At 67.2% G+C, this 24,801-nt stretch carries 21 protein-coding genes; 14 read left to right on the top strand and 7 right to left on the bottom strand.

All coding sequences use genetic code 11. The features are described 5' to 3' along the window. Positions 1-17: 17 nt before the first annotated feature. The 11 genes from CHB88_RS12500 to CHB88_RS12450 all read left to right on the top strand — a co-directional run bounded on the left by CHB88_RS12500 (position 18) and on the right by CHB88_RS12450 (position 9,575). Positions 18-593 carry a prepilin-type N-terminal cleavage/methylation domain-containing protein gene (locus CHB88_RS12500; RefSeq protein WP_089399669.1) on the top strand — a complete coding sequence of 192 codons (576 nt, stop codon included), beginning with the start codon at positions 18-20 and terminating at the stop codon, positions 591-593. Position 594: 1 nt separating this feature from the next. After that, complete coding sequence (locus tag CHB88_RS12495) at positions 595-1,020, top strand: type IV pilus modification PilV family protein (protein WP_176442441.1); 426 nt, start codon at positions 595-597, stop codon at positions 1,018-1,020. Positions 1,021-1,029: 9 nt separating this feature from the next. After that, positions 1,030-1,566: a type II secretion system protein gene (locus CHB88_RS12490; protein WP_089399667.1), complete on the top strand. Its 537-nt coding sequence runs from the start codon at positions 1,030-1,032 to the stop codon at positions 1,564-1,566. Positions 1,567-1,568: 2 nt separating this feature from the next. Beyond that, positions 1,569-2,792 carry a hypothetical protein gene (locus CHB88_RS12485; RefSeq protein ID WP_143131240.1) on the top strand — a complete coding sequence of 408 codons (1,224 nt, stop codon included), beginning with the start codon at positions 1,569-1,571 and terminating at the stop codon, positions 2,790-2,792. Positions 2,793-2,856: 64 nt separating this feature from the next. Next, positions 2,857-3,795, top strand: a complete 939-nt coding sequence (locus tag CHB88_RS12480; RefSeq protein ID WP_089399665.1) for a type IV pilus biogenesis protein PilM — start codon at positions 2,857-2,859, stop codon at positions 3,793-3,795. Between the two features lie 65 nt (positions 3,796-3,860). Then, complete coding sequence (locus tag CHB88_RS12475) at positions 3,861-4,469, top strand: PilN domain-containing protein (protein WP_143131239.1); 609 nt, start codon at positions 3,861-3,863, stop codon at positions 4,467-4,469. Beyond that, positions 4,466-5,224 carry a type II secretion system protein M gene (locus CHB88_RS12470; RefSeq protein WP_089399663.1) on the top strand — a complete coding sequence of 253 codons (759 nt, stop codon included), beginning with the start codon at positions 4,466-4,468 and terminating at the stop codon, positions 5,222-5,224. Before CHB88_RS12475 ends, CHB88_RS12470 begins: the two co-directional genes overlap by 4 nt. Further along, positions 5,209-5,604, top strand: coding sequence for an MSHA biogenesis protein MshK (locus tag CHB88_RS12465; RefSeq protein ID WP_143131238.1), 396 nt, complete (start codon positions 5,209-5,211; stop codon positions 5,602-5,604). The genes CHB88_RS12470 and CHB88_RS12465 overlap by 16 nt, the downstream gene beginning before the upstream one ends. A gap of 4 nt (positions 5,605-5,608) precedes the next feature. Beyond that, positions 5,609-7,447, top strand: a complete 1,839-nt coding sequence (gene mshL / locus CHB88_RS12460) for a pilus (MSHA type) biogenesis protein MshL (RefSeq protein ID WP_089399661.1) — start codon at positions 5,609-5,611, stop codon at positions 7,445-7,447. After that, positions 7,447-8,340 carry an ExeA family protein gene (locus CHB88_RS12455; protein WP_089399660.1) on the top strand — a complete coding sequence of 298 codons (894 nt, stop codon included), beginning with the start codon at positions 7,447-7,449 and terminating at the stop codon, positions 8,338-8,340. The genes mshL and CHB88_RS12455 overlap by 1 nt, the downstream gene beginning before the upstream one ends. Continuing rightward, on the top strand, positions 8,337-9,575 hold the full coding sequence (locus CHB88_RS12450) for a tetratricopeptide repeat protein (protein ID WP_089399659.1): 1,239 nt from the start codon (positions 8,337-8,339) through the stop codon (positions 9,573-9,575). The genes CHB88_RS12455 and CHB88_RS12450 overlap by 4 nt, the downstream gene beginning before the upstream one ends. Before the next feature lie 55 nt (positions 9,576-9,630). On the opposite strand, the gene CHB88_RS12445 is transcribed toward CHB88_RS12450, so the two are convergent. The 7 genes from CHB88_RS12445 to CHB88_RS24455 are packed head-to-tail and all read right to left on the bottom strand — an operon-like array spanning position 9,631 to position 21,029. After that, positions 9,631-9,966 (bottom strand): hypothetical protein, encoded by a 336-nt coding sequence (locus CHB88_RS12445; RefSeq protein WP_089399658.1) that lies wholly within the window; start codon positions 9,964-9,966, stop codon positions 9,631-9,633. A gap of 17 nt (positions 9,967-9,983) precedes the next feature. After that, positions 9,984-13,931 carry a cellulose synthase subunit BcsC-related outer membrane protein gene (locus CHB88_RS12440; protein ID WP_089399657.1) on the bottom strand — a complete coding sequence of 1,316 codons (3,948 nt, stop codon included), beginning with the start codon at positions 13,929-13,931 and terminating at the stop codon, positions 9,984-9,986. After that, positions 13,916-15,070 (bottom strand): cellulose synthase complex periplasmic endoglucanase BcsZ, encoded by a 1,155-nt coding sequence (gene bcsZ, locus CHB88_RS12435; RefSeq protein WP_089399656.1) that lies wholly within the window; start codon positions 15,068-15,070, stop codon positions 13,916-13,918. Before bcsZ ends, CHB88_RS12440 begins: the two co-directional genes overlap by 16 nt. Next, positions 15,067-17,385: a cellulose biosynthesis cyclic di-GMP-binding regulatory protein BcsB gene (gene bcsB, locus CHB88_RS12430; protein WP_089399655.1), complete on the bottom strand. Its 2,319-nt coding sequence runs from the start codon at positions 17,383-17,385 to the stop codon at positions 15,067-15,069. Before bcsB ends, bcsZ begins: the two co-directional genes overlap by 4 nt. Next, positions 17,382-19,979, bottom strand: coding sequence for a UDP-forming cellulose synthase catalytic subunit (gene bcsA / locus CHB88_RS12425; RefSeq protein ID WP_089399654.1), 2,598 nt, complete (start codon positions 19,977-19,979; stop codon positions 17,382-17,384). The genes bcsB and bcsA overlap by 4 nt, the downstream gene beginning before the upstream one ends. Then, positions 19,976-20,740, bottom strand: a complete 765-nt coding sequence (gene bcsQ, locus CHB88_RS12420; protein ID WP_089399653.1) for a cellulose biosynthesis protein BcsQ — start codon at positions 20,738-20,740, stop codon at positions 19,976-19,978. The genes bcsA and bcsQ overlap by 4 nt, the downstream gene beginning before the upstream one ends. Before the next feature lie 13 nt (positions 20,741-20,753). Then, positions 20,754-21,029: a hypothetical protein gene (locus tag CHB88_RS24455; protein ID WP_176442440.1), complete on the bottom strand. Its 276-nt coding sequence runs from the start codon at positions 21,027-21,029 to the stop codon at positions 20,754-20,756. Between the two features lie 196 nt (positions 21,030-21,225). On the opposite strand from CHB88_RS24455, the gene bcsE reads away from it, so the two are divergent. From bcsE to bcsG, 3 genes are read left to right on the top strand one after another with little or no spacing between them, the layout of a single operon-like run. Further along, a complete protein-coding gene (bcsE, locus tag CHB88_RS12415) occupies positions 21,226-22,935 on the top strand; it encodes a cellulose biosynthesis protein BcsE (protein ID WP_176442439.1) in 1,710 nt (569 codons plus the stop codon). Further along, positions 22,932-23,108: a hypothetical protein gene (locus CHB88_RS25155; RefSeq protein ID WP_176442438.1), complete on the top strand. Its 177-nt coding sequence runs from the start codon at positions 22,932-22,934 to the stop codon at positions 23,106-23,108. Before bcsE ends, CHB88_RS25155 begins: the two co-directional genes overlap by 4 nt. Next, positions 23,105-24,763, top strand: a complete 1,659-nt coding sequence (bcsG, locus tag CHB88_RS12410) for a cellulose biosynthesis protein BcsG (protein ID WP_089399651.1) — start codon at positions 23,105-23,107, stop codon at positions 24,761-24,763. Before CHB88_RS25155 ends, bcsG begins: the two co-directional genes overlap by 4 nt. The last annotated feature ends 38 nt before the right edge of the window (positions 24,764-24,801 follow it).

Genomic DNA, 24,801 nt, shown 5'->3' with positions numbered 1-24,801 from the left:
AGCGCCTGACCCGGCAGATGACCTTGTCCCTTGACATGAGATCCCGAACGAGCCCGACCTGCGTGCGGCGGAAACGATGCGGCTTCACCCTGGTGGAGCTGATCTTCGTTACCGTCATCGTCAGCGTGCTCGCGGCGGTCACCATGGTGAAAGTCAATGCCAACAGTGCGCAGCGCACGCTGGCGGCGCAGGCGGACCAGTTGCGGCGCGATTTGAGCCAGGTCCAGGCCTTGGCCATCAGCGCAGGCGTGCCGCTTCGTCTCTCGGTGAATGCATCGGGCAATGCCTACCAGGTTGTATGCCTGGCTCAGTCATCGGGCAATCTCTGTTCGGCGGTGAATGCGACGCCAATCAACCCGACTACCGGCAGCAGCTACCAGGTGACGCTGGACCAGGCGCTCATCGCGCCGGCGAACACGACAGTCGATTTCGACACGGCGGGTCGGCCAGGCACCTATTCGGCAAGCGGTTCTTCGTACGTGTGGGCCAGTATGCTGACGGCCAATCCAGCGAAAACCCTGACAATCACCGTATCGGGCCAAAGCCTTTCGGTGTATGTCCGTCCCGTTTCCGGCCTGGCGGAGCGGAGCTGACATGGCGAGCCGCCCGCAACCGGGTTTCACCCTGGTGGAACTCATCTTCGTGATCGCCTTGCTCAGCCTGGGCTTCACCGGCATCACGAATCTCTATGCGAATCTGCAGAGCGGCCTGCTGCGCGCGGAAGCGATGCAGAAGGCGACGCAGATCGCACAGTCCTGCGCCGAACGCATGATGGTGCTGCGCCGGCTCAATGCCTATGGCGACGCCAGCGTCACCAACGCCTGCTCAACCGCGCCGGCGGTTGCCGAGACCGGTTACAACACGCCCGGCGTCACCTCCGCTGCCGCCACCAGCACGGATGGCTGCCCGAGCGGCGGCACCTGCAGCAAGGTCACCATCACGGTGTCCTGCGCCGGAACCACCGCAGCCTGTCCATCGGGGGTGAGTTCCTCGCTGGCGATGCTGCTGGTGAGTTACTAGGAGCGGCCGGTGGACAAGCGCGCATCCGGCATCGGCCTGATCGAACTGATTACCGCCATTGCCATCATCGGCGTGCTCGCCGGCCTGCTTGCGCCGGTTGCGCGGGCCAGTCTCAATGCCTACTTCGGCGCGCGGAATGCGGTCGCATCGATAGACGCGCTGCGCTACGCAATGGACCGCATCGGGTTCGAGCTTCGGGATCTCACGCTTCCCATCACCACCATCAGTCCTGTCGCCAGCCCCACCAACAGCCTCACGTTCGCCCGCAACGATTCGCTGATCGGCAGCACCACAGTGACACTGACGAAATCGGGAAGCACGCTCAATCTCGGCTATCTGGCAGCCGCGGTGTCGACATCGACAGTGACGGCGCCGCTGCTGACCAATGTCAGCAGCTTCGCCGTGACCTGCTATGACAAGACCTTCACGGAACTCACCTGTACCCAGTCCACGGTGCGCTTCCTCTCCATAACGCTCGTCACCTACGATCCGGACGTGACATCGAAGACCTATTCGATGAAGAGCTGGGTCGCCGTGCGGAATTAGCCGTGGAAATCATGAACACGCCAATTACGAGGAAATTTCAACGAGGCGCCGTCAGCCTGGCCGTGACGCTGTTGATCTTGTTCCTCTTAACAGCCGTGGTGCAGGCCGGCCTGTCCCTGAGCAGCGGCGTCAATCGCAACGCTGTCGACACCGACGACAGGGCGCAAGCATTGCTGATCGCCGAGTCGGCCGCGGAGCGGGCGGCGGCGCGCTTCGCCGGCGGAGCCGCGTGCGATGCCGGAACGACGTCCTCCTCCATTGGCGAGACGTCGGTGTCCATGCTGGGGAGCGGCATGGCGTCGATCTCCTACGTTTCATACACGAGCGGCGTGTGCGTGGTCAGTATCACAGGGTCGACCACCAGTGGAAGCGGCAGCCTGGTGCGAGGCGCATCGCGCAGTATTCAAGCGTCGGTCGTCAGCACGGCCAATAGCGTCAATGCGTCACAGTTCGTCAGTCCCACCGCGACCTCCGGCCCCATCTCCGGGTTGACCCATACCGTCGCCGCGGGAACGACCATGGTGCTGGTCAACCTTGCGTGGAAAAGCGGCACCAGCTGCAACCAGACCTGGTCGGTTTCCACGTTGAGCTTCACCGGCTCCGACGGCAATACCTACAGCGCGGTGCCGGCCAGCCTGCTGTATTCGTCTCCCTCGTCGAACTGTAACGGCAACCTCAACCGGATTTGGGCGCAGACCTTCTACATCATGAATCCGCCGTCGGGCGGCTCGCTTAACAATGGCGTGCTCAACCTCTCCATCGGTAGCGGATCGACCTTCGGCAACAAGTTCTACCTGCTGGTCGGCTATATCGACGTGTCCGATGTGTTGATGTCCGGCTCGACACCCGTGCTGACCGGCTTTGGCATCGGCGGCAGCGACACCGGCAACCCCATCGCGCCGTCGGTCACCACCAACAGCACCCGTTATTCGCTCGTCGTCGACAACATCGGCCTGGCATCGAACGGCAATCTGGCGAGCTTCGACGCGTCCGTCTGCACCGGCCGCACGGCGGCCTGGAACGGGAAGGGCAACATGGTGGGGCAGGGAACGTACTGCCCGAGCGTTGCGCCCGGCACGACGGTGACGATGCGCTGGCCTTCGCAGGGATCGGACTATGCGATTTCCGGCGTGGCGGTCCCTGCGAGCAGCGCTGGCCTTCCCTCTGGCGGACGGGTGCGCACCAAGGGCGGGGGCGTGCAGGGATGGCGGGAGATCGTGCAATGACGGAAACAGGCCAAACAATGCAGCGACATCAGGGCAAAGAACGGAAACAACAGGTACCGGATCAATGAATATTTTTGGGAAACGGAAGCGGCTTGAGGGGTGGCGCGCGATCACCCTGGACCAGCAGGGCTGCTGCGTGACGCATGTGCAGCGCAAGGGTGGCCGGCCATTGGTCACCCTGGCGGAGGCGCATGCCTTGGAAGGCTCGGTGCCTGACTTGCTGGCCAGCCTGTCGAAGCGCTGGCAGGGAGAGCAGTACGAGCTGACGACCTGCATCGATGCCGGCACGTATCAGATGCTTCCGGTGGAAGCGCCGAACGTCCCGAAGAACGAACTCAAATCCGCCATCTTTTGGCTGATACGCGACATGATCGACTTCCCGATCGACAACGCGATCGTCGACGTCCTCAACATTCCCAGCACCGGCGAAGGACGCAAGCAGATCATGTACGCCATCGTGGCGCAGTCGAGCCAGGTGCGAACGATGCAGGAGCGCTTCGAAGTCGCGAAGCTCCCGCTCAAGGCGATCGACGTGCCGGAGCTGGCGCAGCGCAATATCGCCGCGCTGGCCGAGCAGCCCGGCCGCGCCCTGGTCATGCTGGCCTTCGACGCTCGCGGCGCGCTGCTGACCTTCACGGCGGGCGGCGAGTTGTATCTCGCCCGGCGTTTCGATGTGTCGTCCGCCGAGCTGACGATCGCCGACGCCGCGACAACAGATCAGCTTTTCGAAAAGATCGCCCTGGAAGTGCAGCGCTCGCTCGACCACTTCCGGCGCCAATTCGCGAGCCTGCCGATCAGCCGGTTCTTCCTTGTGCCGGGCGAAGCCGAGCTCGACGAGCTGTTGCGCTATCTGGCCGAAAACCTGGACCTGAATCCCGAACTCCTGGAGCTGAGCACCGTGTTCGATTTTTCCGCCGTGCCTCACTTGGCGGCACGGAAGCTGCAAGCCAGGTTTTTCACCTCGCTCGGCTTGAGCCTCAGAGTGGAGCAGAAGACGCTATGAGCCAGCAGATCAATCTCTACAATCCGATTTTCCTCAAGCCGAAGAAGCTGTTCTCGGCATTGGCGATGGCGCAGGCGTTGCTTGCCATCGGCGCGGGCATGGCAGCCCTCGGCGGCTACTCCCTTTATCGCAGCAGCCAGATTCAGAAAGAAGCCGGCATCGTCGAGAGCCGGGCGCGCAAACTCCAGGAACAGTTGATCAAGGTGGCGGAAAGCAGCAAGCCGATTGCCGCCGACAAGAACCTGGAAGCCGACGCCGCCGGAATGCAGGCGCTGCTGGAAGCGAAAAGCCGGATCCTCGATTTCATCAAGAATGGCCGGCCGGAGGATTCGCATAGCCACACCGAGTATCTGACGGCCTTGTCGCGCAGTGCCTTGCCGGACGTCTGGCTAACCCATTTCGCGCTCCGCAGCCTGGGCAGGGATATAGAAATCCAGGGCCGGGCGATGCGGCCGGAACTCGTGGCGTCCTATGTGAAGGCATTGAGCCGCGACGAGGTGTTCAATGGCAAATCCTTCGGCAACATGGCGATCCGAAACAGCGTTCAGAATGCCGCCGCGGATGCCGTTCCGGGCGGCAAACCGCCGACGCCCGCGCATTTCATCGAATTTGTGCTCAATACGTCGGAGGCGGCTCAAGCCGGGACCGGAGCGAACGGGGAGGTGACGCGATGAAATCGGTTTGGGAACGGTATGCCAACTGGGTCGATTACCGCAGCCTGCCCGAACGCGGCGCGATCTTCGCCGGCCTGCTGATGCTGCTTGCCGCGCTTTTCTATCTCCTCATGTTCGAGCCGGCCGATATCGGGCAGCGCGCAGCGGAAAGCCAGATGCAGGCCAATTTGACCACCATCCGCAAGCTGGAAAAAGAGATCGCGCGCAGTGCCGGCGAGAGCGGCGTCGATCCGAACGTCGCCAGCCGTGCGCGCCTGGCGCAGTTGTCCGCCAGGACCCGCGACGTGGAACAGGCGATCGAGGCCAACAAGAAGGATCTGGTGGCGCCGGAACAAATGGTCGCCATGCTGGAAGCCGTGATCAGCCGTCAGCAGGACGTGAAGCTGGTATCGCTCGTCAAGCTGCCGGTGCGCGGGCTGGACAGCTTCAATGCCGCGCCCGCCGTGCCAGCAACCGCGAACCCGGCGCCAATGAACCTGGCCGGCGCAGCGGCGGCCTTGGGCGGGCAGCCGCCGGCACCGCAGCCGGGCGCATTGCCGCCCGTGGCGCCGGAGGAGCTGGTATTCATGCACGGGATGCAGATCACCGTGGAAGGCAGTTACCAGAACCTGGTGAACTATGTGCGGCAGCTGGAAGCCTTGCCGGTCCGGATGGTCTGGGGAAACATGATTTTGACCGCCAAGGCCTATCCGACGTCGGTGCTGACACTGGAAGTCTATACATTGAGTTTGGAGAAGAAATGGCTCAATCTCTGAAAGCCGTTGCCGCACTCCTGTCGATGCTGCCGCTGTGCGTGGCGGCATCCGCCGAAGCCCTGGTCGATCCTACCCGGCCGCCCGCCGCCCTCGCCCGCGCCCGCGCTTCGGCTTCCTCCGGGGAGGCCGAAGCGGCCGGCGCCGGATTGCATTCGATCTTTTATTCCGAATCACGCCGCTTCGCCATCATCGACGGTCGCCAGGTAATGACGGGAGACAGGGTGGGCAACGCCCGCATCGTCCGGATCGCGGAAGATGAAGTGGTGTTGCAGGAGGATGGCCGCCTGCGTTCGATGAAGCTTTATCCCGACGTCCAGAAGAACTACGCGCTGACCGGCAGCAATGGCAGCATCCCCGAAGCGAAAAAGAGCAAGAAATAACGACATGAAGAGATCCCTCATTGCGCTGCTGACGGCAAGCATTGCCGCATGCTCCACCGCGCCGTCGAGACAGACCTATGACGCCATCCAGGACGAACTCGCCAAGGCCGCCGCCAGCGCGGCCAGGCCGGCAAAGCCGGCCGCTCCCGTGCCGAGCGCCGTCAGCGAAGCGCTGATCGCCCCGCCGCGCCCGCAGGCCGCGCCGGCGGAGGCGCCGGGGCGCGAGCGCTTCAGCGTGTCATTCAACGAAGTGCCGGCCAAGCAGTTCTTCGCCGCCATCGGCGCAAACACGCGCTACAACATTCTGGTCCATCCCGACGTCTCGGGCACCATCTCGGCCACCCTGAAGAACGTGACCCTGTTCGAGGCGCTCGACGCGATTCGGGAACTGTACGGCTACGATTATTCGGCCGAGGGCAATCGCATCGTCGTCAAGCCGCTCACCATGCAGACCCGCGTGTTCCATGTGAACTACCTCAATGGTTCCCGAGTCGGCTCTTCCGAAACCCGGGTCAATGCCGGCACGTCGACCGCAGGGCAGCAGCCGACCGGCGCCCCGCAGACCGCGTTTCCAAACACTGCGCCGACCGGCCAGGCGCCATTCCCCGGCATCACTTCGCCCTATCCGCCGACATCCCCGACGGGCGGGACCGCAGTCGGGGCTCTGCCCGGCAGCCGGGTCAGCTCCAATCTGACCAGCGATTTCTGGGGTGAGCTGCGCGACGCAATCCGTGCCATCGTCGGTGTTGCCGACGAGCGGACGCCGGGCGGGCAGAACGGCGACGGTCGCAGCGTCGTCATCAGCCGCCAGTCCGGCGTCGTCGTGGTCAGGGCCATGCCGGAAGAACTGCGCGCCGTCGCCCAGTACCTGAAGGCGGCGCAGCTGTCGGTCGAGCGCCAGGTGATCCTGGAAGCCAAGATCCTGGAGGTCCAGCTCAATGACAGCTTCCAGTCGGGCATCAACTGGGCATCCTTTGCCAATATCCTCGGCAATCCTTCGGCCATCGGCTTCGTCGCGCCCGGCACGGGACTGGTGCCGGCCAATGTGTCGCGCAATCTGAGCACGACCCTGAACACGACGAACATCGCCACCGGCGCCATCGGCGCCACGACGGTCACCGCCGCCACCGGCGCGGCGCTCGCTGCTGCGGGCAACGCCGCCGGGTCGGTGTTCGGCCTTGCTTTTCAGACCAACAATTTCGCGGCGATGCTGAGCTTCCTGGAAACCCAGGGCAATGTCCATGTGCTGTCCAGCCCGCGTATCGCCACCCTGAACAATCAGAAAGCCATCCTCAAGGTGGGCACCGACGACTTCTTCGTCACCAAGGTGTCGTCCAATACCCAGACCTCGACCACCGGCACCATCGTCACCCCGGACGTCACCCTGCAGCAGTTCTTCTCCGGCGTGGTGCTCGACGTCACGCCGCAGATCGACGAGCAGGACAACATCACGCTGCACGTCCACCCGTCGGTCACCCAGGTCAGCACGGTGAACAAGCAGCTCGACCTCGGCCAGCTCGGCACGCTGAACCTGCCGCTCGCTTCCAGCAACACGTCGGAGACGGACAGCGTGGTGCGCGGCCAGAACGGCCAGATCATCGCGATCGGCGGCCTGATGCGGCAGGCGACCACCAACGACCGCTCGCAAATCCCAGGCGCCGGCGACGCGCCCGGCATCGGCGGCCTGTTCCGCAGCACCAGCCGCGTCAACCAGAAGCGCGAACTGGTCATCCTGATCAAGCCGACCATCGTCGACAGTAATACCAACTGGGCCGGCGACATCCTGGAGAGCCAGCGCCGCATGCAGACGCTGGACCCGCAAGGCGGCGGAGCGCTGCGCTGATGTACGCCGCCCACTTCGGACTGCGCGAGCTGCCCTTCGGCATCACGCCCGACACCAGCTTCTTCTTTGCCTGCAATACGTATCAGGAAGCGTTGAACACGCTGGTGATCGCGGTGCGCAATGGCGAAGGCTTCATCAAGATCACCGGCGAGGTCGGCACCGGCAAGACCATGCTCTGCCGGAAGTTCCTGGCGTCGCTGGACGAGGGCTTCGTCAGCGCTTATATCCCCAATCCCTACCTGGAGCCGCGCACGCTGATGCTGGCGCTGGCCGACGAGCTGGAAATCGGCATCGAGAAGGATGCGGACCAGCACCAGCTGCTCAAGTCCATCAACCAGCGGCTGCTGCAGCTGGCGGCGGAGGACAAGCGGGTGGTGCTGTGCCTGGACGAGGCGCAGGCCATGCCGCTGGAGACGCTGGAGGCGCTGCGCCTGCTGACCAATCTGGAGACCGAGAAGCGCAAGCTGCTGCAGATCGTGCTGTTCGGCCAGCCCGAGCTGGACGCGCACCTGAGCCAGGAATCGATACGCCAGCTGAAGCAGCGCATCACTTTCCATTACCGCCTCGCGCCCTTGAATCGCGACGACATGGCTTTCTACGTGGCGCACCGGCTCAGCACCGCCGGCTATCAGGGCGGCAGGCTGTTCAAGCCGAACGCGCTGAAGCTGCTGCATGCGGCCAGCGGCGGCACGCCGCGGCTGGTCAACATCCTGGCGCACAAGGCGCTGATGCTGGCGTATGGCGAGGGCATGCACGAGGTGGTGGCGCGGCATGTGCGCGCGGCGGCTGACGACACCGGCGCGGCACGACACGGCATCTGGGGGTGGCTGGCGCTGGCCGGCACGGTTTTCGTGGCCGCGGGATGCGGCATTGCATGGACCTATTTTCGATGAGCCTCATCAATAGCATGTTGCGGGAACTCGATGCGCGCCAGCCCGGCGCGGCGTCGACGGCTTCCATGGATAGCCAGGTTCGATCCGTTCCGCGCAGGCGGGGCCTCTCGCCGGCATGGTGGATTGCGGGAACGGCGGCGGCAGCGCTGGTCGGCGCCGGTGCCTGGTATCTCGGCCGGCCATCGACGCCGGCAGCCGCACCGGTCGCGCCGCGCGTGCAATTGGCACAGCCCGCCGGCGTGCCGGCCGCCGCGGCCACGCCCATGCCCGTGCCGGCGGCGAGCACTGCGGCGCCGGAAGCGAAGCCGGCGGTTACTGCTCCCGCAGCGTCCACTGCAACCAATCCAACGGCGCCAATCGCTCCGCCGGTTGCCACGGTATCCGTCCCGGCAGCGCCGGCGGCGAAGGTGGCCAAGGCTGACGTGGCCCCAGCGCCGGTTCAGAAACCGCAGCCTAAATCGCGCGCCGAGGCGATGATCGCCGATGCCGCCCAGGCGGTGACGACGGCACCGGCGAACGCCCGGCCAATCTCGCCGCCGCCATTGGCGGATACGCCGAAGGGTGCGAAAGAAAAGGCCAATCCGCACCCGGCAAGCGATGAGGCGAAGCCGGCCCAGCCGGCCAGCCAGGCCGTCGCGCCCGAACCGGCACGGGACATGGGCCCCCGCCAGCGCGCCGAAGCCGAATTCGTGAAGGGCGCATCCCTGCTGGAGCAGGGCAAGGCGGTGCAGGCGGTGGAAGCGCTGGAGCGCGCGCTGCAGGCCGACCCGAGGCATGCCCGCGCCCGCGAGGCGCTGATGAGCGCGCTGGCCGACAGCGGCCGGCGCGACGATGCGATGCGCATGGCGCGCGAGTCGATCGCCCAGGACCCGGCCCAGCCGCGCCTGGCGCAAGCCCTGGCGCGCATGCAGGTGGAACGCGGCGAGCTCAAGCCGGCCATCCAGACCCTGGACAAGGCGCTGCCCTACAGCACGGACCGCGCCGATTACCAGGCCTTTCTCGCCGCCCTCCTGCAACGTGACGAGCAGCACCAGCGCGCCATCGAGCACTATCAGCTCGCGCTGCAGAAGTCGCCGCAGACGGCGCTGTGGTGGATGGGCATGGGCTTGTCGCTGCAGGCGCTGCAGCGTACCCAGGAAGCGGTGGAGTCGTTCAGGCGGGCCAAAACCCTCGGCGGCCTGTCGGCCGAACTGCAGGCGTTCGTGGATCAGCGGCTGGCGAACCTGCAGCGATAGATCCTTGTTTGATCACGGCCGGGCCGGCCGCGCGCAGCGAAACCCCTCGTGCTGCTCAACGCGGCCACAGCGGCGGCAGGACCTCTTCCGTCTTTTCCCTCTCCTGCGGTGACGAGGCGGTCGGCGTGGTATCGCGCTGGCCTTTCAATCCTTCCGGCGCTTCCTCGCCGCGCGCGATGCGCAGGTTGCGGGCGATGGCCGCATCCTGGGGCGCCAGCAGATGGGCGCGCTCCAGCAGCAGCCGCGCTGTGGCGCGATCGCCTTCCTGATATTTGCGAACCGCGTAGTCGTTGAGCGATGCCGGATCGAAATGATTCAGCCGCCCTGCGTCCGCGCCGTGCGCGGCGGCACACAGGCCGAGGCCGGCCATGAACAGGGAGAGCGTGCGCATGATCGGTCGATTTCGCATCAATAAGCCTGGGAGGTTGGCCGAACGGCTTCCGGCACCAGCGCCACCGGCCTCGCCGCATTGCGGTCCAGTGCATAGCGCAGATAAAGTCCGAAGCGGTTCGGCGAGTAATCGGTGGAGCGGTCGAGCTCGACCCGGCCGCCGATGAACAGGCGCGGGTCCGCCTGGTACTCCCAGGCGAGGGACAGCGAGCGGCCGAAGCCGAAGCCGCCGCTGTCGCCGGCGCGGTAGCGGGGCGTGACGCCGGTGCTGGCGGCGAGGCTTTCCGCCAGGCTCTGCATGCCGGCGTCCGTCGGGAAGTAGGGCGCCTCGTCGGTGGTCGAGCGCGACACCGAGACTGCCGCCCGCAGCGCATAGGACAGCCGTGCATGGCGCTTGGCAAAAGTGACCGGCAGCGACAGCGACTGGAAGGTGGCCGGGCTGTAGTAGCCGCCATGGCCGAAGGTATATTCGCCGGCGTTCCTGCTGTGGCGCCAGACCATGCCGGTGAGGCCGAACTGCAGCAGGCGGTCGTCTTCGTTGACCGCCCGCAGGATGGCTCCGCCCATGAGCTGCGCCCGGTCGTTGTCCTCGACGTTGCGCCCGGCCAGGCGATGCAGTCCGAGCGAGGACCAGAATCCCCAGCGTTCGCCCTTGTCCAGGCTGAGGCCGAGGCGAATGCCGTTGGCGGTGACGCCGCCCCAGGTCAGGCCGGTGCGCGGATCGCGCGTGCCGGCGTAGGACAGCAGGCTGCCGGTGAGCGGGCGGCGCGAAACATCCACCGAATAGCCGAAGGGACCGAGATCGCCCTTGTGCAGGATGCCGCCGATGAGGGTCTGTACCGGAAAGCCGACCGGCGTCGTGCCGATGTCGTAGCGGGTGGCGCCGCGCTCCAGCATGGCGTTGAGCGCGAGGCCGGAAGCCTGCTGCCGGAAGACGCCGTTGTCGCACACCGGCTGGCACAGCAGGGTGCTGCCGAAGCTTTCCCGGGCGCCGCTGTCGGCGAGATCGATGGCGCCGGCATCCACCTTCACCAGGTCGGCGCGCAGCGTCCATCGGCCACGGGCATCCTGGGCGCGCTTGTATTCGAGCGGGATTTCGATGAGATCGTATTGCGAGCGGCCGGCGCTGCCGCTGCGGCTGTTCTGGTCGACGGTGGTGGCGAACCAAGCGGTGGACTGGTCGATCATTTCCGCCAGGCGGCGGTAGCGTCCGGCGTTTGCCGGGGCGGCGCCGGGCGCCTGTTCCGGCAGGGCTTCCGGCGCCGAACCGCGTTCCCGTCCCGGCGCAGGCGCATCCAGGGTAGACAGCAGCGCCAGCGGCGCGATGCCGGTGCCTTGCGCCGCGAGCGAGCGGCGCAGGTAATCGATCGCATCCGCCATCCGTCCATCGTGCTGCGCCAGTTCCGAGGCATAGGCCAGCACGCGCGGGTGTTCGCGCACGGATGGCGGCGCGTCCGCAGCCAGCGCCGCCGCGCGCGGCCACGCCTGCAGGTCGATCAACGCGCCGATCAGGTCAGCGACCTGATCGGGCGTGGCGTCCTTGAGATCGGTTAGCTGCGCGTCCAGCAGCGGCCGCGCCTCCTCGCGATGTCCTGCCTGCAGCAGCATTTCGATGCGGCCGATGGCGGCATCGCGGCTGGCCGGCTCCAGCGCCTGCCACGCGCCGTAGTGCACGGCCGCCGGCAGCGGCTGGCCGGCGGCGCGGAGCAGGCGGGCGCGGGCGGCGGCAAGGCGCGCCGCCGACGGCCCGGCCTGTGCCGATGCCTGCCGGTCGAGCAAGGCCAGCCCGGCATCGATGCGGCCGGCCTCGCGCAGGCGATCCGCCTCGCGCAGCGCCAGGGTCATGCGGATGTCCTGCCAGGCAGCCTTCTGCTCGGCATCGAGCTGGCTGGCATCGATGCGGCCGAGCAGGGCGGCGGCGCCGGCATCGTCACGGGCGCTGGCGGTCAGGCGCGCATGGCGCAGGGTCCAATCGGTCGAGGGCGGCGTACGCGCGGCGAGGGTCGCGAGCGAGGCGCGCGCCCCCGGCAGATCGCCCAGGTCGATGCGCGCATCGGCGAAGTCCAGCATCAGGTCGGGGTCGCCGTCAGCCATTTGCTCGGCTTTGGCTATCATCCGCCGTGCCGGCGTCGTCTTTCCGGCGGCGGCCAGGGCCAGCGCGCGCTGTACCACCGCACGGCTCCAGAGGCGCCGTTGCAGCCCGGCCATGCCGGCGCTGCGCTCGGGACCGGGAATGCCTTCCAGCGCGGTCAGCGCCCCTGTTTCCTCGCCGCGGCTTCCGAGGAAAAGCGCATACGCGTAGCGGGTTTCAGCATCCTGGGGGCGCGCCTTGAGCAGGTCGGCGAACATGGCTTCGCCCTGTCCGCCTTCGCCGCGAGCCTGGTACAGCCGGGCCAGATCGAGTGTCATCCAGGGATCGAAGCCGCCGTGGCGGCCGGCGTCATCCAGCATCGACCGGCTTTCTTCCACCTTGCCGGCGGCAAGCAGCGCCTGGGCTTGCCCGCGGAAGTAATCGGCCTTGGCCGCCTCCATCCTGGCGGCGGCCTGGGATCGCTGCGCCGCCGGCAGCCGCGCCAGCAGCGCCGTGGCGTCCGCTTCACGGCCATGGCTGAGGTAGAGTGCAAACAGGGCTTGCAGCGCATCGGCATTGCCGCGGTCGGCCGCCAGCACGGCGCGGTACGCCTCTTCGGCGTCGGCGACGCGATTCTGGGCCGAACGCAGCCGTCCCAGCGCCAGCAGCGCCTGCGGATTGCGGCTGTCCAGTTCGCGCGCCTGGGCCAGCTTGGATTCGGCCAGCTGGTACTCGCGGCTGTCTTCGGCATCGCCGGCTTCGCGCATCAATTGCCAGAAGCGGGCGGTACGGCCAAGGCTGCGCCAGCGGTCGCTGCCGGGATCGCGGCGCTGCGCCTGCTCGAAGTAGCCCTGCGCTTCGGCATGGCGTCCCTCGCGCATGCGCAGCAGGCCGAAGCCGCCCAGCAGCTCGGCGTCATCCGGCCGGCGCGCCAGCGCCTGGGCCAGCCGTTCCTCGGCTTCCGGCAGCTTGCCGCGATCGAGCAGGGCGAGGCCTTCCTGGCCGGCGCGCCAGCCGGGATCGGCACGCAGCGCCCGGTCCTTGTCGATTGCCGCCTGCAGGCCGGCGAGATGCTGGCGCACGGTGGGATCGTCCAGCCGCTCGCTCTGCAGATATTCTTCGACGAGCGGAACGCTGGAGGGCGCCGGGCCCAGCTTCAGCACGGCGCGGCGCCAGGCGGCGCGGGCCTGCTTCTCGAGCTGGGTGTCGCGCGTCATGGCCCGGATCACGCCGAGCGCGGCGGGATCGGCCGGGCGACGCTGCAGCACCAGTTCGGCGACCGACAGACGCAGGCGCGCATGTTCGGGATGGGCGGCAGCCAGCCGGGAGAGCGCCGCGAGCGCCGGCTCATAGCCGTTGCGTGTGTCCGCCACCACTTCCCAGTATTCCAGCGCCAGATCGGTGGTCGGCGGGCCGGCGGGAAACAATTCCTTCAGCATCGCCAGCGCGTCTTCGGCACGGCCATTGCGGGCCAGGCCGCGCGCCAGGCGCAGGCGTTCGGCGTCGCGGCCCGAGAGTCGCTGCAGCACCTCCAGCCGGGCCAGTTCGGGATGGCCGGGGTGGGCCATGCGCAGCCGCTCGATGACCTGGCGGGCGCGCTTGGCATCGGTGCGCAGCAGGATCTCGGCCTGGGCGGCCAGGGCTTGCGGATGGTCCGGGCTGGTGCGCAGCAGCTTGCCGAGCGCTTCCAGCGCCAGGTCGTCGCGGCGGCGTGCTTCCCACAGGCGAGCCTGTCCGAGCAGGGCGGCATCGGCGGCGTCCGCCGGGGGAATGGACGCGGCGGCCGGCACCGACGGCGCAGCGACCGTGGCGGCGGCCAGGGCGGGCAGGATGGGCAGGGCGGCGCCCATGCCGAAGCTCAGGCCGAGGGCGGCGGAAATCAGCGTTCTTTGCATGTCCAGCGGGGAATCAGGCTGCCATCCGGGGCAAAGCGGTAAAGGCCGCCATGCCAGCCGAGGGCGAACAGGGTGAGCACCTGTTCGTAGTAGTTGTTGCTGTCGTCGAGCGGCGCGCGGGCCTCGACCCGCAGCAATTGGCGGCGGGCGGCATCAGTCAGGCGCGCGGCGCTCAGGAACGGCAGCATGGCGGCGGAAAATCCTGCCGGGCCGGTGCCGCTGGCTTCGCCGTCGCGGGTGTGCGCCTCCAGCGGCGGCACGCCGGTGCGCTCGACGTGGCGCGCTGCCGGCAGCAGGGCGCGCAGCAGGACCGCGCGGGCCGGGTCTTTCTCGTCCAGCATGCCGGCCCAGAGGTACACCCGGATCGCGTTGTAGCTGCCCACCGCTTCGGTGGCCGCATCCGGCTGGAAGCTGCCCCCCGCCTTGACCAGCACCCAGTCCGGCGCGAAGCCGCGCGGCGCGGAGCGCACGGTGACGTCGATCGCGGTGGCCCCGAGCTGACGCCATGGCGCCTGCCCGGTGACGGCCGCCATGCGCCGCATCAGCTGCACCGGCAGGTAGCTCGGGTTCAGGCGGAACGAATCGGGCTGGGGCCGGAAACCGCGCGGCGCCGGCAGCAATACCCGTCCGAAGCCGGGAATGTCGGCCGTTTCCTCGCGCAGGATGCGTTCGGCGACCAGACGGCCGAGCGCCGCGTACTTCTGGTTCTTCCAGAGCCTGCCCGCCTCGATCAGCGCATAGGCGATCCAGAGGTCCGCATCGGAAGCGGGATTGTCATCCAGCACGCCCCAGCCGCCATCCGGCCGGCGGCCCCAGTGCCAGGCCGGCAGGCTTGCCGACAGGTCGCCGCCCGCCAGGTTGTCCTCGGTCCAGCGCAGCAGGCGGGCGAAGCTGTCGCGGTCGTCGGCGACAAGGGCAAAGAACAGCGCGTAGGACTGGCCTTCCGAGGTGGTGATCGACTGCGGGCTGGAGCGGTCGATCACGCGTCCGTCTTCGCTGAGGAAACGGCGCTTGAAGCCGCTCCAGTGCGGCCAGATGTCGCATGCGGCCGCATCGGCCGCCAGCAGCGGCAGCGGCAGGAGCGACGCGGCAGCGCCGGCCGCCAGCAGGGTGCGCCGCAGCGGAGACGCCGCCATCATGCGTCCTTGTTCCGGCGGCGCAGCAGGCGACGGCCGCGCCACAGCACCGCCAGGGCGAGGACGCCGAGCGCCAGCTTGAGCGCCGCCGACAGCAGCGGCCGCTGGTTGATCTCGTGCAGCAGGATGGACCACCACGGCAGCGCGCCGATGCGGTAAGTATCGCCGGCCAGCACGCTTTCCACCCGGTTGCCGCGCACGAAGGCGGCGCTGCCCTGGATGGCGCGGTTGAGGCTGAAGTCGTCGAGCGCGTCCAAGGCCTGCAGCATGCTGGCGGAGTCGTTGCCGGTCAGCGCCACCACGCTGCGGCCCGACTTGAGCGGGGACTCGAAGCCGAGCACCGCGGCCAGCGGACCGCTGCCGGAAATGCTGGCTTCGGTCGCCACGTTGGTGTCGGGACGGGTGTCGAAGCCGAGCCAGTCGTACAGCATGTTCACCGAGCGCTTCGGCTGGCTGATGCGCCGAACCGGGCCGGCGATGGTGGCCGGCAGTTTCGCATCCCAGTCGAGCAGCAGCGATTGGCGCGGGGCGGCGCCGATGAGCAGCAGGTCCTTGTCCTTCACCTCGGCGATTTGCTTGGGGCCGACCACCGTGACCCGCGTGGCCGGATAGCCGGTGGCCTCGCCCATGCGTCCCATCAGGGCCAGCATGGCCTCGGTTTCCTCGCGGCTGGCCTGCTCGGGCATGACCACCGCCGTCTGCCCCAGGTCGGCATAGGTGGTGAAAGGATAGCCGGCGCTGGCGAAATGGCCGAGGTTGGGCATCTGCGCATAGTGCGGGAAGCCGCTGAAGTCGACGGTGGAGTCCGGGTCGATCATGGCCCGCACGTTCTCGACCTGCGTGTCGCGGCAGGAGCCGTCCTTGTGATAGGTGAAGGAGAAGCCGTACTGCAATTGATTGCGGCTGCCGACCTTGAACGGCGGAATCACGGTTTCACGGCGCTCGGCCAGCGTGCCGCCTTCCAGCAAGGGCAGGGCCACGCGCAGGCCGTCGCCGGCGAACGACGCGGCGCGCAGGTTCACCGCCTGCACCAGCTCGTCGTTGATCGCCATCTGCAGGCGCGATTCGCTGGCGCGCAGCGGCGGCGTGTAGCGGTAGCGCAGGTCCATCGGCACGCCGGCGCTCTTCCACAGGAACAGGTCGGGCGGCATGCGCAGATCCACTCGCACCGGGTCCGGCACATGGCCGAACACCTGCAGCTGCTGCGGGGACTGCACCAGCTCGCCCAGCTTCATCGGCCGGTCCATGCGTACCCAGGCCGGCGCATCGTAGGCCTGGCGCGGCGCTTCCTCGCGCGGCCGCTTGACATCCGCGCGCGGGCCGGTGAGGGCGGCATTGCCGAGCGCCAGGGCGGTGCTTGCCTGGCGCAGGTCTTCCGCATCGCGGCCGGAAATCAACAGCAGCTTGGAAACGCCGTCAGCGGGATTGGTCAGCACCGTCAGCGCCGGTTCCTTGAATTCGCGGTCCTTCGCGTCGCGGAATTCGGGCAGCTGCTCCAGGAATGCCGGCCGGGCCTTGTTGGTGGCGAACACGATCGCATGGCCCTTGGGCGGTTCGTTCTGCGCCACCGGAAAGCGGGCGCCGCGCCAGGCCGCGAGCTTGCCGAACCAGGACGCGGCAATGCCGGCGGCGCGCAGGGTGCCATGATCCGGCGCCTCGGCAAAGACGAAGGGCAGGCTCAGCTTGCGGCTGTCGCGCTGATCGAAGAAGGGTTCCGGCAAAATCGCCAGGTCGCTCTTCACCGGAATGCGCCGCACCGACAACTGCAGCTCGCTGCCGCCGCTGATATCGGCCCACAGGCTGGTATGCAGCGGGTCCTCGCACTCGGTGGCGTAGTGGCCGACGAACACGAAGCCGAGATTGTTCTGCGACGTCACCAGGCGCGGATCGATGTCGACGTCCTGAACGATCTGGCGGTTGGCGTTCTCCTTCGTCAGCGGGAACACCGCCACCACTTCTTCATTGAGCAGGACCTTCATGTGCGACTGGCTGGCGATCAGCGCCGGCGAATAGGCATAGCGCACGCGCAGCGATGCCTTGGTCGCGAGCTCATCGGCGCGCAGGCCGAAGGGCACGGTGGCGCGGCCCTCGGTGGTGCGCAGGCGCAGCACCGGCTGATTGACGATGGCGCCAAGCGACAGGCGGCGCACTTCGACCGGCGATCCCGCATCCTGGGTCGCTGCCGCCGCGGGCGCGCCGGCTGCCTCAGGGGTCGCGCCAGCCGCCGAGGCGGTCTGCGTCAGCAGCGGCGTCAGCGACAGCAGCGCCGCCAGGGCGCCGCGCAGCGGCAAGGAATTCGGAGTGCGGGAAGAAGTCATGGCAGGTAAGGTTGGTCGAGCGGTTTCGGCCGGCGCGGCAGCAGGCTTGCCACGCTGGCCAGCGCGGCAGCGCTCCGGCCGACGAGCGGCGTGGATTTGGGAAACAGGTATTTGGGCAGGCGCAGATAGCCTTCGACGCCGATCGCCAGCACGCGGCGCATGCCTTTCAGCGGCCGGTCGCGACGGCGGCCTTCGGCCCAGTTGACCCAGGCATCGGCGCGAGCGAAGGTGCATTGCACCAGCGCCGCCTGCTGCTCGGCGCCGGCCAGTTCCCAGCGCAGCCGCAGGTGGGTGCCGGACGCGCCGGCAACCCGCGCCTGGAACACGAATTCCTCTTCGCCGCGCCACAGTGAGACCCGCACCATGTCCTCGAGCTGCAGTTCCGGCACCCGGGTCATGCGCAGGGCGATGCCGCCTTCGGAAAAGTCCTCGCTCTCGCAGCGCAGGAGCTGGCCGCCATCCAGGTGCAGCACGGCCGGCAGGCGCATCGCCACCCGGTGCGAGCGGCGCACCTGCCGCGTCTCGGAGGCAACCGAGATGGCGGCGCCCAGCAGCAGCACGTTGTAGAGGGTCCAGAACAGGTTGATCAAGGCCGTGAGGATTTCATCCGGCGGACCCCAGACGATGCGGCCGATGCCGGCCACCAGGCCGATCAGGTTGAGCACCACGATCACCAGGTAGGGCGTGGAGATGGTCCAGTCGAAGTAATCCTTTTCCACCAGGCCGCCCTTGGCGGTGACGTTGAACTTTCCCTTGTGCGGATTGAGCAGCGCCACCGTCGTCGGGCGCACGATGTACCAAGCGAGCACCGTCTCGTAGACCTCGGCCCAGAATGAATGCCGGTGCGCGCCCTGGATGCGCGAGTTGGTGATGTTGGCATGGACGATGTGCGGCAGCACGTACAGCAGCACCGCCACCGCCGGCGTGTAGATCACGTAGGCATGGAACAGCAGGAAGGCGAGCGGCGCGGTGAGGAAGATCAGCCGTGGACCGCCGTTGAGAAAGTGCAGCATGGCGTTGCCGTAGCAAATGCGCTGCGCCCAGTTCAGGCCCTTGCCGAGGAAGGGATTGTCGAGCCGGAAGATCTGCGCCATGCCGCGCGCCCAGCGGATGCGCTGGCCGATGTGCGCCGACAGGCTCTCGGTGGCCAGGCCCGCCGCCTGCGGAATGTTGATGTAGGCCGAGCGGTAGCCGAGGCGCTGCAGCTTCAGCGCGGTGTGCGCATCTTCGGTCACGGTTTCGACGGCGATGCCGCCCACTTCCAGCAGCGGGCCGCGCTTGATGACGGCGCAGGAGCCGCAAAAGAAAGTGGCATTCCACAAGTCGTTGCCGTCCTGGATCACGCCATAGAAGAGCTCGCCCTCGTTGGGCGTCTTGCGGAACAGGCCGAGATTGCGCTCGAAAGGGTCGGGCGAGAAGAAATGGTGCGGCGTCTGCAGCAGCGCCAGCTTCGGGTCCTTCACGCACCAGCCCATGGTGGCCTGCAGGAAGCTGCGGGTCGGAATGTGGTCGCAATCGAAGATGGCGATGTACTCGCCGCCGGTCTTGGTCAGGGCATGGTTGAGGTTGCCGGCCTTGGCGTGGCGGTTGTCGGGCCGGATGATGTAGCCGATGCCGCACTCCTCGGCAAAAGCGCGGAATTCCTCGCGGCGGCCGTCGTCGAGCAGGTAGATGTTGATCTTGTCGCGCGGCCAGTCGATCCCGATCGCCGCATGCACCGTCGGCATGACGACCTTGAGCGGTTCGTTGTAGGTCGGAATGAAGACGTCCACCGTCGGCCAGGTGCTGGTGTCTGGCGGCAGCGGAATGGGCGGGCGGCGCAGCGGCCAGGCGCTCTGGATGTACCCGAGCACCAGGATCAGCCAGGTATAGATTTCCGCCAGGAGCAGCAGCACGCCCCAGAAGAAATCGAAGGTCTCATCGAAATTCAGAGTGTAGGAAACGCGCCACCAGAGATAGCGCGCCGACACCGTCACCGACAGCACCATCAGCAGCAGCGTGCCGATCGGGCCGGGAATCCTGCGCACCACCATGGCCAGCGCCCACAGCAGGGCGACGAAGAGGAATTGGGCCAGCAGGCTGAACGGGGTGGTGATGCAGAGGAGGCCGAGCGCTGCCGCCAGGCCGTAGGCGGCATAGTTCAGCAGCGGATGGCGCCAGACTTCGTTGGCGCCGCGCCGGCGGTTGTCCCGAGTTGCCGCGGGAGGCTGTATCGCGTCGGCGATGCGTTCGAGGCCGCGGCGTGCCATGAAGGCAGACTGTCGAACCCCGACCCGCACGCCGCCCAAGGCGGCACGCAGCAGCCATGCCAGCGCCGCCAGCAGGCTAATGGCGGCGGGATGGGCGCGGCTGGCCCGTTCCGGGTAAATGCGGACCAGGCCCAGCCACACCAGTTGCAGCAGGATGCGTATCGGATCACCCAAGCGGGGCTGCGCCAGGTCGACGTGCGGGAACAGGGCCGCCCATGTCCGCGCATGGGCCAGCGGACCGGGACGAAACAGCAGGCCGAGCAGCAGGTCGGCGCGCGAGCCGGCTGGATCGAGGGCGGCTGCGCGCAGCGTCCATGCCCATGCTTTGCCGAGTCCGTTCTTCATGAGGTCGCCGTGCCGCGGCCGAGGCGGGCAATGGTCCAGGTGGCCAGGGTATCGAAGTCGTAGGCCGCCTGGCTGTCCGGTGCGAACTCGAAGACGGTCTGCTTGCAAGCCAGGGCTTCGCGAATCGATTCGTCGCGGTGTACCGCCACCGGCGAGAGCAATTCCCGGTGCCCGGTGCGCAGCAGGGCGGAAATGTCGCGGTCCAGCCGGCGCGCCGGATCGAAGCCGTTGAGCACGATCATGGTCGGCGGGCCGCCGTTCTGGGCGGCATCGCGTGCGATGCGGGTGGCGGCGGCATAGGCAACCGGATCCGGGCGGCATACCAGCAGCACCAGATCGGCTTCCTCCAGTATCTGGCTGCGAAGCGCGGCCGGCCCGCGCGGGCAATCGCATACCAGTACCGGCGGCGCGGGGAACTCGAGCGCATCGATGTCGGCGCGCAGCCAGCCGGGACGGGTTTCCAGCAGGGCGCCGAGCGCATCGAGGGCGCGGCCATCGGGCAATGCGCCGAAAGGGATGAAGGCGAGGCCGCTGCTGCTGCGGAACGCCGCCTCATGCCATGCGCTGCCTTCCAGCATTCTGGGCGCAAAGCCGCTGCCGTCCTCCCAGGCCATGCCGAAATGCAGGCGCAGGACGTTCTCGGGACAGAAGTCGAAGGCGAAGACCGGGCGGCGCTGCTGGTGCAGCGCCTGGGCCAGATGGGCGGCGACGGTGGTGGCGCCGCATCCGCCGTAGACATCGAGAACCGCGACTATCCGCATGCTGCCGTCCTGGTCAGGCTGCCAGCGCGGCCGTGGACGGTTCCATGGCGGTGGAGGAAAAAGGCGCAGTATCGGTCAAGGGATCGGTCGGCAAGTGAACCCCTTCGATTTCTGCCAACAGCGGCCAGCGGCTGGCGGCCATCCGAGCCGTGTCATGCAGGACGGTTTCCCGATAGCTGGAAGCGGATCCATACCTGCTCGCACTGGAAAACAGGCTGGCAACATCGCTGCCGACGTTGTCGGGCGAAGCAGATGAGACGGGCTCGTTAAGTAAGGGGTTCATATCCATTATGATTGATCAAAATCAACTAAGTTCCTGCCGTCAATTTTCGCTGGCGAACGCGCTGGGTTTGATTTGATGCAACATTTTCCTTCAGAAGCTTGATTTTAAGCGATAATTCTAGTCAGCAATCACAAGTTTCCAGATGAAACTTTTGCGCCGCGGAATCATCCAAGCCTGCTTGCACGAAACGTCTACCACCACCATGAGCAATCCGGAAATCGAAGCGCAGCCAGCCTTGGCCATCGAAGGGCTCCCCTTCGAGCTTCCGCTCGTTGCCGGATGTCTGTACGCCATCCTGGAAGACGACGACCGGCTGGCTGCCGCCACCGTCGCTGCCATATTGGAAGGCTTGCCGACCGCCGCCGCTTTCTGCCTGGTGTCCCCGAAACAGCCCGACCGGTTCTTCAATGGCGCCACCGCGCTGGATGCGGCGGTTCAAAGCGGGCGGCTCATGGTGCTGGCCGACGCCAGCAAGGGTAAAAAGAGGGCGCAGTCAGCCGCCACCAATTCCGCGCTGTCCATCGATGCGCTCATGAGCGAGCTTGATTACTGGAGCAAGAAGTCCGGACGCCGCGACAGCGTCCTGGTGATCGACATGGTTTCCCTGGCTTTCGAACCGACGGCTTCTTCGCTGCGGCGGCTGCGGCAGCGCGCCGAGCGCGATGCCCAAGCCATGGTGCTGCTGTTTCGCCAACCCGCCTTTCTCGACAACCGCCTCCTGGCCGGCCTGAATGCCTGCGCCGCTAGCCTGGCCGGGCTGGTCGGACTGCACTGCCGCCATGAGCAAATTAAGCTCGATCTGCATCACTGGTGTGGCCGCCATGGCATGTTGGCGGCGCGCCGGCTGCCGCTGACGTGGACCGGCGACGGCCGCATCGCGGCGCAGCCCGAGGAGCAGGGCAGGGACGCCCCGCCGGCGCTATCCGCACAGCTTCCCGCCTCCGCCGACGAAGATCAGGTGGTGGCGCTTTCCTCCAGCCTGGCCAAGGGTGAATCCTTGCCTGCCGGATGGCGGCAGGTGGATGATGACTTCGACAAGCTGCCTCGTGCGTTGGCAGGCGCCATTGCCGCCACCGTGGTGTTGCCCTTCGTACCAGGGACCAATTTCGATGCCTTGCTGCGCTGCGTTTTCCAGCTGCGCCGGCGCCATGGCGCCCGCCTCAAGATCGTCGTGCGCGAAGTCGGCGCCCGCCTGCGCTACAGCCAGGAGACCCTGGTGACGCGCCTGGGCGCCAATCTGGTGGTGCCTGGAGAAATCGGACGCGGACGTTTTCTCAGCCTGGTTGGCATGCTGCGCGGCCAGGTGTTCCCGCATGGCCTGCCGTCCAGCTTCGAGCAGGCCCTGCACGAAGCCATGCCGGACCAGGAGCAGGGCTATCTCGCGCCGCAGGACTTCTGCCGCGCGGTGCGCCGTTCGCTGGATCGCAGCCGCCATACCGGGATCGACAGCGTGCTGCTCCGCCTGCCGCCGGCCTTCGGCCTCGGTCCGCTGGATGCGCTGCGCTTCTGTGCCATCAAGCGCGCCGGCGACATGTGCAGCGCCGACCGCGGCAATGTCTATCTGTTTCTCTATGCCTGCCGCGAAGATGACGTCGGCCTGACCCTGGAGCGGCTCTTCGGCCTGCCGATGGGCGAGTTGTTCGCCTCCGAAGAGCGCTTCCTGGCCGCCGATGCAATCCAGACGGCGATCGATCGCCTGGAAGAACGCCTGGCCGATGCGCCTGCGCCCGATCTCGGCCCCGAATTGGCAAAAGTGAAGTCGGCTGCCCCCGCGCCTTATAGCCTTGCGCCAGCCCCTCTCAGTCTCAAGGCCGCCGCGCAGCTGCGCTTCGTGCCGCTGCCGCCGGCACAGCCTAGCCCGTTCAAGCTTCGCGCTGATACCGCTGAGCAGGAAATCGCCGCCCCATCATGAACCTGATCCTTCTTTTCGCCGTTTTCTGCATCGGCTTGCTCGCCGGCTGGCGCCATGCCGATTGGCTGGATGCCTGCCTCGCCGGATGGCGCCGCCGCCTTTCGCGCCCGGCTCCGCTGAAACCCTGGCACCCAGACCGTAACCGGCCTGCGGAAAAGAGTGCCGAGCAATGAAGCGGGACGACTTGCCGACGGCTCCCGGCAATCTCGACGCCTCCGCGCCGGCTGCCCCGGTGGACGCGCCGCGCATGGCCCTGGGCGCCTGGAGCTTCTATTTTCTGGCCAAGCTGATGCTGGTGTGGCGCGATCTGATCGGTTTTCACGCCCTGGAAAACCTTGGATTCGCCGCCTTCCTTCTGTTGCCGCTGCGTTCGCCCCGCCTGCGGCGAGCGCGGAAGTTGGCGGCGGTGCCGCTCGGCATCGCGCTGCTGTACTACGATTCCTGGCTGCCGCCGCTGGCGCGGGTGCTGTCGCAGGCGGCGCTGGTATCGAGTTTCAGTTCGAATTACCTGCTCGACCTCGCCGGCCGTTTCCTGCACTGGCCGACGCTGGCGGCGCTGGGAGTGGCCTTTCTGCTCTACCTGATCGCCGATCGCTACCTGCGCGTCGGCGTGCTGGTCCTTGCCGCGCTGCTGGTTCAGGCGCTCATGCCGGCGCTGCAGCGCAAGGATGGCACAGGCGGGTCGGAGGCGGTGGTCGCGTCGGCCTCCAGCCCGGCGGCACTTGGCAATGCCGGCAATGCCGGCAATCCCGATGAACTGCTGCAAGCCTTCCATGCCGCCGAAAGCCAGCGCCGGGTCAACTTCCCGCGCGCAGCCGACGACAAGCCCTTCGACATCATCATCCTGCAGATATGCTCCCTGTCCTGGGACGATTTGCAGATGGCCGGCCTGGACAAGCATCCGCTGTGGTCGAGCTTCGATTTCCTGTTCACCCATTTCAATTCGGCGGCGTCCTACAGCGGCCCGGCGGCGATCCGCATCAACCGCGCCACCTGCGGCCAGCAGTCGCACCAGGCGCTGTATCAGGCTGCTCCGGAGGGCTGCTATCTGATGCCGGCGCTGAAGCAAGCCGGCTTCGAACCCAACTTCGCCATGAACCACGATGGCCGCTTCGATGAATTCCTCGCGCAGGTAAAAGCTCAGGGACTGAGCGCGCCGCTGATGCCAATCAATGGTTTGCCGGCGCCGCTGCGCGGCTTCGACAACCTGCCGATCTACGACGACTACGGCGTGCTGGCGCGCTGGTTCGATCAGCGGCGTCAGTCCGAGGCGCAGCGCGTGGCGCTGTTCTACAACACCATCAGCCTGCACGACGGGAACAAGGTGGTGAGCGGTCCGGGCGCCAATCAGGGCAGCCGCGACAGCTACAAGCCGCGCCTGGAAAAGCTGCTCAACGACTTGAACGCCTTCATGGACCAGATCCGCGCCAGCGGCCGGCGCGCGGTGGTGGTGGTGGTGCCCGAGCATGGCGCCGCCCTGCGCGGGGACAAGTTCCAGATCGCCGGGCTGCGCGAGATCCCGACGCCGCTGGTGACCCGCGTGCCGGTCGGCATCCGCGTGATCGGTCCCGATGCACAGCGGCGCGACGGCGCGGCGCGCATCGATGAATCGGTCAGCTACCTGGCGATGTCGCACATTCTGGCCGGCTTGGTGAGGAACTCGCCCTACGGCAGCAACGGCTTCGCCGCAACCGATTATCTGGAGTCTCTGCCGAGCACGCCTTTTGTGGCCGAGAATGAGGCGTCGGCCATGATCGAACGCGGCGGCCGGTATCTGATGAAACAGGGCGCCGGCGAGTGGAAAGAGTACGGACGGGTCGAGCCATGACACGGACCGTTGCGACGCCTGGCGGATGGCTTGCCGCA

Origin of the sequence: Noviherbaspirillum humi (genome assembly GCF_900188095.1) — a bacterium.
GTDB classification, from domain to species: domain Bacteria; phylum Pseudomonadota; class Gammaproteobacteria; order Burkholderiales; family Burkholderiaceae_D; genus Noviherbaspirillum; species Noviherbaspirillum humi.
This window is presented reverse-complemented; position numbering and strand designations above follow the sequence as displayed.